The organism is Paraconexibacter antarcticus (assembly GCF_024220175.1).
GTDB classification, from domain to species: Bacteria; Actinomycetota; Thermoleophilia; order Solirubrobacterales; family Solirubrobacteraceae; genus Paraconexibacter; species Paraconexibacter antarcticus.
Window position 1 is genome coordinate 3,689,414 of sequence record NZ_CP098502.1, and the last position, 14,171, is coordinate 3,703,584.

At 71.6% G+C, this 14,171-nt stretch carries 9 protein-coding genes; all 9 read right to left on the minus strand.

Annotation, left to right across the window (positions count from 1 at the left end):
* Positions 1-16: 16 nt before the first annotated feature.
* Complete coding sequence (locus NBH00_RS18045) at positions 17-1,435, minus strand: MlaD family protein (RefSeq protein ID WP_254569982.1); 1,419 nt, start codon at positions 1,433-1,435, stop codon at positions 17-19.
* The gene (locus tag NBH00_RS18050; RefSeq protein ID WP_254569983.1) at positions 1,432-2,670 is read right to left on the minus strand and encodes an MlaD family protein; all 1,239 of its coding nucleotides are present in this window, start codon (positions 2,668-2,670) and stop codon (positions 1,432-1,434) included. The genes NBH00_RS18045 and NBH00_RS18050 overlap by 4 nt, the downstream gene beginning before the upstream one ends.
* 32 nt (positions 2,671-2,702) lie before the next feature.
* A complete protein-coding gene (locus NBH00_RS18055) occupies positions 2,703-4,187 on the minus strand; it encodes an MlaD family protein (RefSeq protein ID WP_254569984.1) in 1,485 nt (494 codons plus the stop codon).
* 44 nt (positions 4,188-4,231) lie between these two features.
* Entirely contained in the window at positions 4,232-5,611 is a 1,380-nt protein-coding gene (locus NBH00_RS18060; protein WP_254569985.1) for an MlaD family protein, read from the minus strand.
* Complete coding sequence (locus tag NBH00_RS18065) at positions 5,608-7,095, minus strand: MlaD family protein (protein WP_254569986.1); 1,488 nt, start codon at positions 7,093-7,095, stop codon at positions 5,608-5,610. The genes NBH00_RS18060 and NBH00_RS18065 overlap by 4 nt, the downstream gene beginning before the upstream one ends.
* On the minus strand, positions 7,092-8,432 hold the full coding sequence (locus NBH00_RS18070) for an MlaD family protein (RefSeq protein ID WP_254569987.1): 1,341 nt from the start codon (positions 8,430-8,432) through the stop codon (positions 7,092-7,094). The genes NBH00_RS18065 and NBH00_RS18070 overlap by 4 nt, the downstream gene beginning before the upstream one ends.
* Positions 8,433-8,567: 135 nt before the next feature.
* A complete protein-coding gene (locus tag NBH00_RS18075; RefSeq protein WP_254569988.1) occupies positions 8,568-8,933 on the minus strand; it encodes a hypothetical protein in 366 nt (121 codons plus the stop codon).
* A 287-nt stretch (positions 8,934-9,220) separates the two neighbouring features.
* Complete coding sequence (locus NBH00_RS18080; protein ID WP_367401262.1) at positions 9,221-10,786, minus strand: MBL fold metallo-hydrolase; 1,566 nt, start codon at positions 10,784-10,786, stop codon at positions 9,221-9,223.
* The gene (locus NBH00_RS18085; RefSeq protein ID WP_254569989.1) at positions 10,783-14,073 is read right to left on the minus strand and encodes an MMPL family transporter; all 3,291 of its coding nucleotides are present in this window, start codon (positions 14,071-14,073) and stop codon (positions 10,783-10,785) included. Before NBH00_RS18085 ends, NBH00_RS18080 begins: the two co-directional genes overlap by 4 nt.
* Positions 14,074-14,171 lie beyond the last annotated feature (98 nt).

A 14,171-nucleotide genomic window follows, 5' to 3' on the forward strand; every position in this document is an offset into this window, starting at 1 on the left:
GATGGTGCCGTGCGGGTCACGGTGCGGCCCGCTGCAGGTTGGGGAACTCGCTGGAGTGGCCGCCGCCGATCGAGAACGCCGGCTGCGGGTCGCAGACGGGTGGGCCGGGGCCGATGACGGGGACCAGCTGCGGGTTGTTCAGGTGCCCGCAGCCGAGTGTCTGTAGGGGCTTGCCCTGGCCGAGGCGGGCCAGGCCGCCGGGGGCCGGGTACGGGTTTGCCCGGTTGGTCGGGCCGCGCTTGGCGTACTCGGCGACGATCTCGTTCCAGACAGGGAGGATCAGGCGCAGGTAGTGCACCTGGCGGCCTCCACCGCTGGCGGCGGTCGGCGCGGTCGCGTTGGCCACGTACGCCCACGAGCGGGTGAAGTCCTTCTTGTAAGCGTCGAGGAACTGGGCGATCGGGACCAGGTCGCCGGCCAGCGGAGAGACGCGATCGAGCGCCGGGCCGGCGGCGGCTAGCACCTGCCGGGTCGCGGGTAGTCCCTGCTTGGCCGTGGTGATCACGGGATCCAGGCGGCGGGCGGTGAGGGACAGCTGGGTCCCGAGGCGGGCGGCGCCTTGGACGGTCGGCTTGAGGGTGCGGGCGACCGGTCGCAGGGTGCGAAGGGACGGGGTGAGCGTCTGGGAGAGCTGGGCGGCCGGTCGCGCGGCGCCCCGGAGGGCGGCGAGGAACGGCGGCAGCGCGCGGACGGTGGCGCGCAGGTCGCCTTGGCGTGCGGCGGTGGTGCGCAGGACCGTGTCGCCGGCGGTGATGATCTGACGGGTGGCCCGGTCGCGGTCGCCGACGGTGGCGAAGACGGTGCCCGCGCCGGAGATCAGCTGCCGCAGGGCCCGGCGCTGTTGGGCGAGGATGCCGAGCAGATCGCCGGCGTCGTCGACGGTTGCCGGGAGCGTGCCGAGGATGTCGTTGATGTTCTCGGCGCGGCCGTCCATCGAGGCGGCCCATCCGTTGAGCCAGCTCTGCAGGTTCTTGCGACTCGGGGCGTCCAGTGATTGCAGGACCTCGTCGAGCTCGACGGTGTTCTGGGCTTGTTTGGCCGGGAGGGTGGCGTTCTCGGCGAGTCTGGGGGCGGTGCGGGTTCCGGGGGTCATCTCGACGTAGGTCTCGCCGAGGAGCGTCTTCTGCCGCAGGATGACGCGCACGTCGTCGGGGAGCGGGACGTACTTCGGCTTGATCTGGAGGGTGGCGAGGGTACGGTCGCCGTCACGCTCGAGGGTGACGACCTTCCCGATCGGCACCCCGGAGATCCGCACGTCGGCCTGGGTCGCGAGCTGGGTCGCCTCGGCGACGGAGATCTTCACCCGGTAGCCCTTGGGCTGCAGCGGTACCGCTCCGCCGAAGCTGATCCAGAGGAAGAGCAGCAGTCCGAAGCACGAGAGCGCGAACGTGACCATGATCATGATGCGGCCGAGGGTCGGTGGCTGCTTGTTCACTTCGGGCAGACCCCTGTCTTGGCCAGCGGCGCCAGCACCGGCGTGAGCGTGCCGAGGATGTCGGTGGTCGAGCACGAGGCGACGACCAGCCCGCGCCACCAGCCGCCGTTGCCGTCGCGGCTGCCGAGCATCGAGTTGGTGTTGTGGGCGAACCAGTCAAGCCAGAACAGGTAGCCCTCCTCTTTGCCTTCGGGGTTGTAGGCCAGCTCGTTGGCGACGTACTGCAGCACCCGAGTGGCCCGGGAGAGGTTCGGGACGATCGGGCGCAGCGCGGTGACGGCCGTGTTCAGGGTGCTGGCCAGGGGCTGCGCCTCGACGGAGAGTCCGCGGAGCTGGCGCAGATCGGGGGTCCCGGCTCGCGCCAGGGGACGCACGGCGGCGAGTGCGTCGGGGAGCGCCTTCGCAGCCGGGGTCAGCGTGCCGAGCGCGGGCTTCAGGGTCTGTGCGAGCGGCGTGGCGGCGGCGAGCGCGGAGTCGGCCTGTTGCAGGGTGCCGGGGAGCTTGGTCAGGGACGCCCGGACCGCTCGGTCCTCGGCTGCGAGGGCCCCGAAGGTCTGATTTGCGCCGGTGACGAGGGTCTGAAGGTCACCGGTCTGGCTGCCGAGGCGGCCGGTGAGCCGGGCGAGGTTGCCGACTAGGCGGCGCAGCTCGACGCGGCGGCCGCGGATCGCGTCGGTGAGGACCTTGGTCTGCACGAGCGTCGGCCGCGTCTTTTGGAGCAGTTCACGGAGGTTGATCGGCCCGCGCCCAGTGCCGATGCCCTGGGCCACGCCCTGGAGCAGCGCCTGCAGCGCTGGGCGGGTGTCCGCGTCGAGGCCCGCGAGGATCTCGTCGACGTTGACGTTCGGCTGCGAGCGGCTGACGGGGATCAGCGCGCCGTCGGCGAGCTTGCCCGCACGTTGGGTCCCCGGATCGAGCTCGAGCGACATGTCGTCCAGCGGCGTGCGCGGACGGCTGAGCACTGTGGCGTCCGCGTAGACCGCCCGCAGCTCGCTGCGTTTGATGTCCATGCGGATGATCGCGCGGCCGTTGCGGAGGGTGACCTTGCCGATCCGGCCCACGTCGACGCCGGCGACGCTGACCTGCTGGCCCTGGCCGGGGGTGAAGGCCTGGGCCGTCGGCAGCTCGACGTCGATGGCGTACCGGTCCTCCCCGGGCAGGGTGATGCGCTGGTGAATCAGGACGTAGCCGCCGACGACGGCGGCGATGACCATCAGCCCCGCGATTGCGATCATCGTGACCCCGTACTCCCGGATCAGCCGCTGCCTCATCGCCCGCCCCCACGCTGCTGATAGGCGCGCAGCGCACGCCGCGCGCGGGTGACCGCACCGCCCTGGCGGACCCGGTTGACGGCGGCGCCGATGAGCTGGCGGCTGGAGGCGGCCGACATGCGCTTGGTCCGGGCGGCCGGCGCCGGGGTGTTGCGGGCCGCGAGGTCCGGGAGTGTCTGGTCGGTACAGCCCGCGGTGGGGTTGAACGGCGGCTCGGTGTTCGGTGTGTACCGCGGCCGGGCGCCGACGACAGGGTTTGCTCCGAGGCTCACGAGACTGCCGAGGCTGCTCGGGAGGGCCGTCGCGATCGAGTCCTCCCCCAGGCCGGCGCCGTAGCGGATCGTGTGGCCGTTGCCGTCGAAGCTCTCGGCGGCGTTGGACAGTCCGACGAAGAGGTGGAACAGCTCTCGGTAGGCGGGCTGGCCGCTGGAGAGCTTGCCGTCCTCGAGCTTGGCGTTCAGCGTCGGGACGACGTTCCGTGCGACGCACGCAGCGACCGGTGTGGCGCTGCGCAGCAGCGTCGTGGTCCCGGGCTGCAGTTGCGCGATGTTGTTGAGCGCCGGGCGCAGGCTTTCAGCCAGGGCGGGAAGCGCGTCGGGCTGAACCAGGGCGCCGGCCTGACGGATGAACGGGCGCAGGTCGGCGATCGCGGCCGGCGCGGCCCGCAGGCCCGGGCGCAGGGCCCCGGCGAACGTGCGCAGCGCGGGCAGTGTGTCGTCGATTGCCCGCAGCGCCGGGCGGGCGGTGCCCAGGGTGCTGTCGAGCGCGGTGAGTGTCGCGGCGAGGTCAGCGCGCCGGTCGGCGAGCGTGGCGGTCGTGCGCGCGAACGCCGGGATCAGCTCGCGCAGGTCGCGTTCGCGGGCGGCGACAGCGGCGGTGACGCGGCCGGTCGCGTCGATGAACCGCGACAGGTCACCGGGCTGCTCGCCACGCGCCGCCTGCGCGACGATCGCGGTTCCCTTGAACGCCCCCTCCTGGGCGGGGAATCCCTTGTTGATTGCTTGAGCGCCGCCGTCGCCCAGGGCTGCGGCCAGGCCTTTGACCGTGCGCTGCAGGTCGGCGCGGGTCGCGCCGGGGAGCGTGTCCAGCAGCTGGTCGAACTGGACCGGTACCGCAGTCTGCGCGAGGGGGATCGTGCCGCCGTCCTTCAGCACCGGAGCCTGCGGGGTGCCGGCGCGGACGTCGACAAAGAAGTTGCCCTCCAGAAACAGCCGCGGACGGATCTTCATCGTCGCGTCGGTGTGCAGCGGCAGGCCGCGGTCTTCGATGCGCAGCGTCGCGATCGCGGTTCCGCCGGGTCCGCGGTGCATCCGCACGACCTTGCCGACGTTGACCCCCGCGATCCGAACCGGGGAGCCGGCCTGCAGCTGGCTGGCGGCGCTGGCGAACGTCGCGTCGACCTCGTAGTGCTGCTCGACGAACGGCAGGTGCCCCTTGGTGAAGCCGAGGTAGACGGCGATCGTGATGACCAGGAGGGTCATCAGCCCGATCTGAAAGTCGGATCGGCGGGGGTTTCGGCGGCGGCTCATGGCTGACTTCCGGTCGCCGGCGGCGGGGCGGTGTTCCGTGTGGCGAGCGGCTGCACGCCGGGGGCGCCGCCGAGCTGCTGGCCGGGCACGAACGTCTCGTTGCCGACCTCGCACTCGCCGCCGTAGCCGGTGTCGGCCGCATCGTCGGCATGCAGCGTCTTGGACGGCGTCGGGCTCTGCAGCATCTCGTCCTGGCCGACGATCGGGATGAACCGGAACCACGTGCTCATCGAGTCGCCCTCGCTGATCACCCCGGGGACGTTTTTCCCCCAGAGGCCGAGGTAGTTGCACCTGGTCTGAAACGGGGTGATCGTCCGCAGCGCGGACTCGAGCGGGAGCATCGCGTTGGTCAAGCGGCGCAGCGACGCGGGCAGCGACCGTCGGACAGCCAGGCGTCGCAGCGAGGCGACTGTGCGCCGCAGATCGTCGGCGGTCGGTCGGGCGCGCTGCAGCACCGGTCCGCTGACTGCCAACGCCCGCTCAACGGTGCGTGCGGCACCAGGGAGGGCGTTGACGCCGGGCGCGGCGTCGGTGAGGAAGCCGGCTGCCTCGTTCAGCAGCGGCCGCGTGCGGCGCAGGCCGTCGGCGGTGATGCGCTCGGTGCCGGGGGCGTCGCTCAGCGTCCGCGACAGCGCCGCGGACTCCGTGTTCAGGGCCGCGAACGTCGTGGCCCCGGCGGCAAGCAGGTCGCCGAGCCTGCCCGCGACCGGAGCCACCGCGCGTGCCGCGGAGTCGGCGCCGCGCAGGAAGGCGATCAGTCGGGTCGCGGGCAGGCGCAGGGTGTGCGCCACGATCCGCAGCGAGCTCAGCACCGGCGGCAGGTCTCCGAGCGCGTTGCCGAGGTCGGCGCCGCGGCCGGCCAGGCCGCCGCCCAGCTCGCGGGCGACGCTCTGCACCGCGGTGCGTGTGGGGTGGTCGAACGCCGACAGAGCATCGTCGAGGTCGACGGTCCCGGCTGCTTGGGCGAGCGCGAGGGTGCCGCCGTTCGGGATTCGTGTGCCGCGTGATCCCGGAGTGAGCTCGACGTACTTCAGGCCGAGGTTCGAGCGCTGGCGGATGAGCACGCGGGTGTCGCTGCGCAGGAACTGCACGTCCTTGGACAGGGAGAGCTTGAGGCGGGCGGTCGGGGTACGGGCTCCGGGAACCGCGGTGATCGACTTGACGATCCCGACGCGTGAGCCGCCGATGCGCACATCGTTGCCGGGGACCAGCTCCGCGGCGTCGGGGACCGATGCGGTGAGCTCATAGGAGGGGACGAACGGCAGTCCCGAGTTCGCGTTGTAGGAGAGGAACACCGCCACGACCACGACGAGCACGGTGACCGCGCCGATCATCACGGGATTGGCAAGGACCGATGGGCCGGGGCGGCGCTTCATCGGCCCAGGAGGTAGTCGAGGAGGTCTGTCGTCGAGCCGGGGGCGGCGGCGGGGGGAGTCGGCGGAGCGGACGTTTTCGGTGTGCGGCCGGTCAGCGCACCGAGGATTCCGTCGAGCACGTTCCCGGCGGCCTTGGGCAGCGTGCTCGGGGCTGGGGCCGACGACGGCGCACCGGGGGCCGGCGCCGGCGTTGTCGATGGGCCGGGGGCGCGTGCTGCGGGCGGGGCCGAGCTGGGCTGGGGGCGCGCCGCCCTGCCGCTCGTGCGTCGGACCGTGCCGGTGGCGAAGTGGGCGTCGCAGCTCTTGACCGTCGTCGTGGCGTAGAGGTTGCAGGTGTCCTTGACCAGCGGGAAGGCCGGCAGGATGTGGCCGACGTCGTCGTACCGGGCCTGCGCCACCGCGGCGTAGTACAGGAAGCGGAGCAGCCCTTCGACCGCGCCCTTCTGCTGCGTGCTCTGAAATAGGTCTGCGGTGAGCGCGGAGACCGTCGTCAGCGGCACGGTCAGACGGCGCAAGCGACGGAGCTGTGGCGCGAGCGGCTTCACCGTCGCCCGCCCGGCCACGGCGGCGCTGCCGAGAGCGTTCAGCGTCGGCAGCGCCTGGGCGGAGAAGGGCTCCACGCGCTGAAGCAGCCGCGTGAGCGTAGGGCCCGCGGCGCCGAGGCTGCGCACGACCGGGGTGCCCGTGCGAGCCAGCGACTGCAAGTCCGCCAACGCCGGCCGAGCCTGATCCAGCAGCGCCGGCAGCCCGCGGACCGTCGCGCGCAGCTCCGCCCGGCGGGTGCCGGTCGTCGCCGTGACGCCCGACGCCTCGTGGACGAACCGGGCGACATCCTCGCGACGCCGCGCGAGCACCGTAAGGACGCGGTCGGACTCGCTGATCAGCGACCGGATCGTCCGGCGGTCACCGTTGACGAGCGACAGCAATTGGTTGGTCTGCTCGAGCGCCGGGTTCGCCCGGCGGATCGCCTCGTTGAGGTCCGTGCCGTGGCCGGCCAGGCCGTTGCCGAGCGCGCTCAGCAACAGCGACAAGCGCGTGGTCGTCGGCTCCCGGAACGTGCTGAGGACCAGGTCGAGGTCAACAGGAGCGTGCGTGCCAGAGAGCGGGACCGTCGGCGGCCGGTCACCGGAGGCGACCAGGGGCCTGCCGGCGACGCTGCCGGGCGTGCACTGGATGAACTTCTCGCCGATCAGCGACTGCGGCTGGATGGTGCAGTCGGCGTCGCTGCGAAACGGCGCGAAGCGCGAGTCGACATCCATGGAGATCCGCGCCTTGTTCTGAGGCGTCAGGTGGATCGCGGCGACGGTGCCGACCTTCGCACCCGCGATCTTCACGTCCTGCCCCGGAACGAGAAAGCCGGCGTTGTCGAAGATCGCGTCCACGCGGAAGGAGCCGCCGCTGGCCGAGCTGCCGCCGGCACCCGCGCCAAGCCACGCACCGGCCACCAGCGCGAGCACGGCCCCGAGCGTCACCAGGCGCTTCATCGACCCGGGTCCTGGCCGGCGTCGCACAGCCCGGTCGGAAGGTGGATCGGGCTGGAGCTATCCGACAGCTGCTCGTAGGCGGCGCCCGGGCAGCGATTGGTCAGCCCGTCCTCGTGCGAGGTCGGGATCGCCTTGCCGAGCGCTCCGAGGGCGCCGGTCAGCACCTGCGTGTTGGCGATCGGCTCGATCCGCGCGTAGTGGCCGTTGGCATCGTACGCCTGGACGGCGCCACCGCCGAACCCCGAGACCAGGCCACCGTAGAGATCGGGCACGTAGGGCAATGCCTCGTCGACGATCGGCAGCGCACCGTTGATACCGGCGATGGCCGCCTTGAACGCCGGGAGCGCGGCGCTGCGCAGCGTCGGCATCGCGCGCAGGACCCGCTGCACGCTCGGGAGGAGCACGCTGACCGATCGCAGGGCGGACGGCCCCTGGCGCAGCAGCGGCTGCAGCTCCGCGACGAGCTTCGCAGCCGGGGCCGCTACAGGCGTCAGCTCACGCGCTGCGGGCTGCAGGCTCGTGAACGTCGTCCCGAGGTCCCTGAGCGTGGTCGACGCCTGCCCGAGGGTCGCCGGCGCCTTCGCCAAAACCCCTTCCAGCTCTGCTCGGCGGTCGGCGAGCGTCTGCGCCGTTGTCGCAGTCGCGTCCAGCGCCGTGCGCAGCTCAGGGTCGCGGTCACTCACCGCGCCGACGACCACGGCCGACTTCACCAGGAACCGCTCAAGCGCCGGCTGATCGCGCGAGATCTCGCGAGCGGTCGCATCAAGCTGCGAGAGCGCAGGATCCAAGGCCTCAAGGCCCTTGTTCGCCGCAGCCTCTTGTCCGGTGTAGATGCCAGCGGTCCCGCGAAGCAGGCGCTGCGTCGCGCTCCGCGTCGCGACGTCAAGCGTGTTCAGGACGCTGTCCAGCTCGACCTGGGACGTCGTCTTCTCCGTCGGGATCAACGCCCCCTCGCCGAGCTTGGGCGAGGAGTTCGGCCCGGGATTCAGCGCAACGAAACGATTCGCGACGCTCGACAGCGAGTTGATCCGCACGACTCCGGTCGTGCCGACGTGCAGCGGCGTCAGGTCACCGGCGGTGATATTCGCGGTGACGATTGCCTGGCCGTCCGCTCCGAGGTCGATGCCGCTGACCGTCCCGACCGGAAGGCCGCCGACCTTCACCTGGTCGCCTTTGACGAGCTGGCTCGCGTTCACGAATTCAAGCCGCACGTGATACGCGCCGCCGCCTCGCAACAGCACCACGGCGATGACCACAGCAACGAGCACGAGCGCGCCCAAGGCAATGACCCGGCCCGCTGCGAACGTCCCCGAACGGGGGCCACGCGTCACGGACACGACGCGGTCCTCGCCGAGGATCGGCTCGGCTCAACAGTCCGCTGTCTATCCTCCCCGCCTCCGTGCCGGACCCTCACGCTGCGGAACGTACCATATGGTTCCTTTTTCTGCGCCGGGCGTACCGCCGACTGTTCCTCAGCGTGGCGTCTGCGCTGTTGGAGGCGGCGAACTGACGGTGGCGAGGAAGTCCTGCGGCGTCTTGATCGCCACCTGCAGCTGCGGCGTGTCGGCGCTGTCGAGGTACTTCAGGATCAGGCCCTGAACGTCGGCGACGACGAGGATCTCCAGCGCGTCCCGGTCGATGTGCAGCACTCGTCCGCGGACCAACAGACGGTCGATCAGAGAGCTGAGCAGCTCCGAGAGTCGGGTGGTGATGTAGCTCGCGCCGCCGCGGAACTCGGCGTTGGTGATCGATTCGGCCTGCAGGCCGAACCAGGCGACGAGGAGTGCTCGGTCGGTGGTGATCGCTGCCCAGATCGTCGCGAACCCGCGATCGATCATGTCGGCACGCTCAACCAGGTTGAGCGTAGTGCGTCCTCGAGCTGCTCGTGGGCGAACAGTCCCTCGCGCGAGTCGTAGTAGGAGATCACGGCGCGTTTGGTGAGTCCGGCCTCGTCTTCGGGGGTCAGGTCGCCGTCCGCTCTCGTGCGATGGGTCCGAGGAGGACCTGCGGACCTGCCGGACCACGCAGGGGTTGCCGCCTCGGCGCCGAACGCCTGTGATCCGCGGGCAGCGCCGTCAGGGCGGACCGCCGGAGCGCTGAGCTGGGTGACGACCAGGTTGGATGCTCAAGTCCATACCTCGTGAGAAGGTGTGGCCGTAGCCGGTAGGCGCAGCAGATCTTGGACCGACTGCGCCAACCGCTCGGGCGTCACGTCTGGCTCGGTCAGCACGAGCGTTGCCGCGTGCTCGCCGATCCCGACAAGGATCGTGGCCAGCAGCGCCGCATCGGTGCCGGCGGGGAGCGGTGCTCGGCCGAGGATCGCGGCGATGCGAGCGGTCACGGTGCGCCGCCCTTCGTCGACGGCCTGGCGGACCTCAAGGGGTGCGCCGTCGATCCCGACGAGGATGAGCCGGTAGCGCTGATGCTGCCGGCGCACGACATCGAGCACGAGGCCGAGGCCGAGGCTCACCATCGCGGTGAGATCTGCGGTCGACGTCTCGTGGGCTGCGCGCTCGATCACGGCACCGATGTCAGCCACCACCCGAGCGCCTTCGACCTCCAGCAGGCGGGCCATCACATCGTCGCGGTTGGCGAAGGCGGAGTACACCACCGGTTTGGTGACGCCCGCCTCACGCGCGATCGCCTCCATCGTCAGCGCCGTGTAGCCGCCGCGCGCCACGACGCGTCGTGTGGCGTCCAGGAGCTGCTCGCGGCGCGTGTCGGCGGGCATGCGCGTGGCGTATCCGGTCACGATTGGGTCGCAGGTGGATCGGTTGGCGTCCAGCTGCCGTCGGCGTGGCCCCGGGCCAACCCGCGGCGGTGCAGGTGATCGAGGTGGGCGTAGGTCTCCATTCGGGCGAGCATCCGATCGGCGGGCGCCTGCAGGTGGGCGTCGAACACGCGGTTGCTGAGCTCGCGGAGGTCGTGGACGCCGGCGCAACGCCGCTTGAAGCTCCTGCAGTCGGCGGGCGTGGTGGGCGGCCAGTTCGCCGGCGCGAGTCTGCGCATCCACGTAGCGCTCTCCGTGGGCCGGGAGCACGAGGCTGACCGGGAGCGCGGCCATCCGCTGGAGTGAGTGCAGGAAGTCGGCGAGGGCGTCTGCGCCGTCGAACCCGGGCTGGATGTTCGGGGTGTACCCGGGCAGCAGCAGGTCGCCGCAGATGAGCACGCCGTCGGTGGGGCGGAAGAGGCAGACGTGTCCGGGGTCGTGGCCGGGGGTCCAGTGCACCTGCCAGTCACCGAGCAGCTGACCGTCGTGGAGCTCGTCGACCTTGGGAACGCCGCTGGCCATGGTGGTGAAGGCCGAGAAGACCGCCGCCATCTTCTCCGCGCCCGGCCACGCCTCGGCCAGCACGGGGGTGGCGCCGTCGCTCGCGAACCGCAGGCTTGGCAGGACTCCCGGGTGGGCCAGGACGGTGTCGCCGAAGGTCGTGGCCAGCCCCCAATGGTCGATGTGGGCGTGGGTGATCAGCACCCGCGTGGGCCTGACGCCGATCGCTTCCAGGCCGGCGGCGAGCGCGGCTTCGCAGCCGACGGCGCCGGTGTCGATCAGCAGCGGCCCGTCGGAGGTGTCGAGGACGTGGACGTGCACGTGATCGGGTGAGGGCATCGCAAGCGGGACGGTGAATCGCCGTACCCCGGGGGCGGGCTCGCAGACGTCAAGCGGGATCTCGCGGTGTGTGGTGTTCATGCCGGCTGCACGGTCATCGTCTGGGTGGGTTCGGCGGCGCCGTCGACGTCGAGCTCGGGCAGCAGCCGATCAAGCCACGCCGGCAGCCAGAAGGTGGAGCGGCCGGCCAGGCGCATGGCGGCGGGCAGCAGGACCATCCGCACGAGCGTGGCGTCGATGATCACCGCGGAGGCCAGGCCCACGCCGCTTTGTTTGATGATCGTCAGGTCGGTGGTGGTGAACGCGATGAAGACGCCGCCCATGATCGCGGCGGCGCCGGTGACCACACGGCCGGTGCGGTCGATCGCGAACGTGATCGCCTCGCCGAGGTCGCCGCCGTGGTTGAACGCCTCCCGCATGCGGGTGAGGATGAACACCTGGTAGTCCAGGGAGAGCCCGAAGACGATCGTGAACGTTGCCAGCAGCGAGAGGATGTCGGCCCAGCCCGGGCCGCCGAGCGTCGGGTGCTGGCCCTGGAAGAGCAGCGCGATCATGCCGAAGGAGGCGCCGACCGTCAGCAGGTTCAGCACGATGCTGATCAGCGGCAGCACCAGCGTCCGGAGGATCAGCACGAGCACGAGCAACGTGACGAGGCTGAGGGCGATGATCAGGACCGGCAGGCGTGCGCCGAGGATCCGCTGGTAGTCGGTGATCTGCGCCGCGACGCCGCCGAGGTCGGCGTTGGCGTGGGTGCTGCGCTCGAGGCTTGGGAGCTCCTGCTGCAGCGTGTGATTCAGCGCCGTGGTCTGCGGGGTGTTGATCCCGTATTTCGGGATGATCGTGATCCGGGCGGCCTGTCCGCCGCCCTGGAGGTTGACCGAGTATCCGGCCTGCGTGCGGGCGCCGGCCGACGAGCCGTCCAGGGCGGCCAGGACGAAGTAGCCGGAGTCGAGCAAGCGCGGTGAGCGGTCTTGAAGCTCCTTGAGCTGCCTGTCCTGCCCAGCGCCTTGGCTTGCGGCGTTCGCGGTCTGCCTGCGGGCCTGCGCGAGGCCGCGTTGGAGCTTGGCGCTGCGGGTGTTGCCGTCGGCCAGGCCGGCGGCGAGCTGACGGTTTCCGTCCTCGAGCCGGGTCAGGCCAGCGGCGAGCTTGTCGGCGCCGTCGGCCAGCTGACCCAGGCCGCTGGGCAGGGTCCCGGTCTGGGCGCCGATGCGGCCCAGACCGTGTTCGAGCCGGCCGGCGCCGGTGTCGAGCTTTCCCAGGCCCGAGGTCAGGGACGCGGAGCCGTGCTTCAGCTTCTGCAGCCCGGCCTGCAGCTGGTCGGCCCCGGCCTGGAGCTTGGCAGCGGCGTCGGCAGCCTGCGTGAGCTGACCGGAGGCCGTCTGCAGCGCGGCGCTCAGGCCAGGGTAGGCCGGGTCGATCTGTTGGCCGTTGCGGGGGTCCTTGCCGGTCGCGAACGCCGAGAGCTTCCCGGCCGCTTCCAGGGCGGCGCGGTAGCGGGGGTCGGTGCGCCCGAGGGTCATCGTCGAGAGCGCCTTGAGCAGGTCGGCGGTCTGGGCCTGCGCATCGGTGGCCGCCGCGGTCAGCTTGGTCAGGTCCTGCTGCCCGGAGCGCAGGCCGGCAGCGAGCTGGCCGCTGCCGTCGGCGAGTTTCCGCGCTCCCTGGCGCGCCTTGCCCAGTCCCGAGGTCAGCCGGCGCGATCCGGCTTGGGCGCTGGTGAGGGCGGCGCTGAGCTTGGCGGCACCATCCCGTGCTCGGAGGATCCCGGTGCGCAGCTGCCGCGCCCCGCCGCGCGCCCGGGTCAGCGCCGCAGCGAGCCTGGCCGCTCCGGCGCTGCCCTGTCCGGCGCCGCTGCCGAGCTGGTCAGACGCGGTGCGCGCGTCGCGCAGACCGCCGCGCAGGCTCGCCACGCCGCCGCGGGCCTGTGCGAGGCCGCCGGACAGCTTGCGGGCCTGGCCACGACTGTTCTTCAGCGCCCGTTGGGTGCGGTCGACGCTGCGATTGGCATCCAGCAGGCCTGGCTCGCGCTGGGAGATCGCGCCCGGCCCGATCACGGTCTGCACCGCAGGCAGCCGCGCGATGCGGCGCTGCCAGCGTTCCATCGCCCGCAGCCGCGTCGCGGTCGTGACCGGGCCATCGGGGTCGGTGACGAAGACCTCGAACGGGGCCCCCCAGCCCGGGCCGAGGACGGCGATGGTCCGCTGGGAGTCGATCCGGGCCTGTGCGTTCTTCGGGAGCGTCCGTACGTCGGGAGGTCCGGTGTCCAGGCCCAGCGCCGGCACGCTCAGGGCTAGCAGCGGCAGCAGCGCCAGGCCCCCGAGGACGAGCGGGCGGCGCTGCACGAACCGCGCCATGCTGGCCCAGTTGCCGTCATCACGCGGGATCCCGCCGATCCGCCACTTGTCCACCCGGTGACCGAGCAGCCCCAGGATCGCCGGCACCACCAGGAACGCGCCGCCCATGCTGATCACCGCGACCGTCGCCACGCTCACCGCCGCCGACACCAGGAAGTCACCGGGCGACAGCAGGATGGCCACGCCCATCGCGACGACCAGCGTGGCCCCGGCGAAGAGCACGGTGCGGCCCGCGCTGCCCTGCGCGGTACGAGCGGCAGCCGCTGGCTCAGCCCCATGGGCGAGCTCCTCCCGAAACCGTGAGACCAGCAGCAGCGAGTAGTCCACCCCCAGCGCCAGGCCCATCATCGACGTCAGCGCCGTCGCCACGTCGGTGATCGGATGGACCGTCGCGATCAGCCCGACCGCTCCGTACCCCGACTCCACCGCCGCTAGCCCGAACAGTCCCGGGATCAGCGCCGCGATCGGCGAGCGGAACACCAAAAGCAGCACGATCAGCAGCACCGGAATCGCCACCAGTTCCGCCTCGTGCGCCGCGCTCAGCGACGCGTCCTTCAGATCCCCGCCGACGGTCGAGAACCCGGTCACCGACGCCCGCACCGGCGAGCGGACCTCAGCATCGACCTGACGGCGCACCGCATGCCCTGTGGTTCCGGCGAACGAGTTGTCCGTCCTGGCGACCACGAGCACCAACGCTGCGTCCGTGCGCGGCCGCAGCTCGGGGATCTTCGCCCCGCGGTCCCACGGTGAGAGGACCCTATAGTCCTTGTGCGCTCGCAGCTGACGCACCAGCCGCCGACCCTGACGGTCCAGATCCGCACGAGGGCCCTGCAACAACACGGGGATCGACGCCTCGATTCCGAAGTACCGCGCCGCGACCTGCTGCGCCCTCTCGCTCGACGTCCCCGGCACATCGATCGCGCTCGGCGAGAGCCGCGCCGCGAAGCTCAGCCCCTGGACCGCCAGCACCAAGGTGACCGCCGCCCACAAGCCGATGGTGAGCTTCGGCCGCGCCACGGCGAGGGCCCCAAACCTCATCATCGGCTCCCGCCGTCAATCCCGAACACCCACAGAATGTACCAGGCGGTGTCTTTTTCTGGGTGTATGATCGCGTC

What these genes read in the sequence shown, in the direction of transcription:
- NBH00_RS18050 (WP_254569983.1), bottom strand. Translation starts at nt 2,670, where the DNA reads ATGATCGCAATCGCGGGGCTGATGGTCATCGCCGCCGTCGTCGGCGGC.
- NBH00_RS18055 (WP_254569984.1), bottom strand. Translation starts at nt 4,187, where the DNA reads ATGACCCTCCTGGTCATCACGATCGCCGTCTACCTCGGCTTCACCAAG.
- NBH00_RS18060 (WP_254569985.1), bottom strand. Translation starts at nt 5,611, where the DNA reads ATGAAGCGCCGCCCCGGCCCATCGGTCCTTGCCAATCCCGTGATGATC.
- NBH00_RS18065 (WP_254569986.1), bottom strand. Translation starts at nt 7,095, where the DNA reads ATGAAGCGCCTGGTGACGCTCGGGGCCGTGCTCGCGCTGGTGGCCGGT.
- NBH00_RS18075 (WP_254569988.1), bottom strand. Translation starts at nt 8,933, where the DNA reads ATGATCGATCGCGGGTTCGCGACGATCTGGGCAGCGATCACCACCGAC.
- NBH00_RS18080 (WP_367401262.1), bottom strand. Translation starts at nt 10,786, where the DNA reads ATGAACACCACACACCGCGAGATCCCGCTTGACGTCTGCGAGCCCGCC.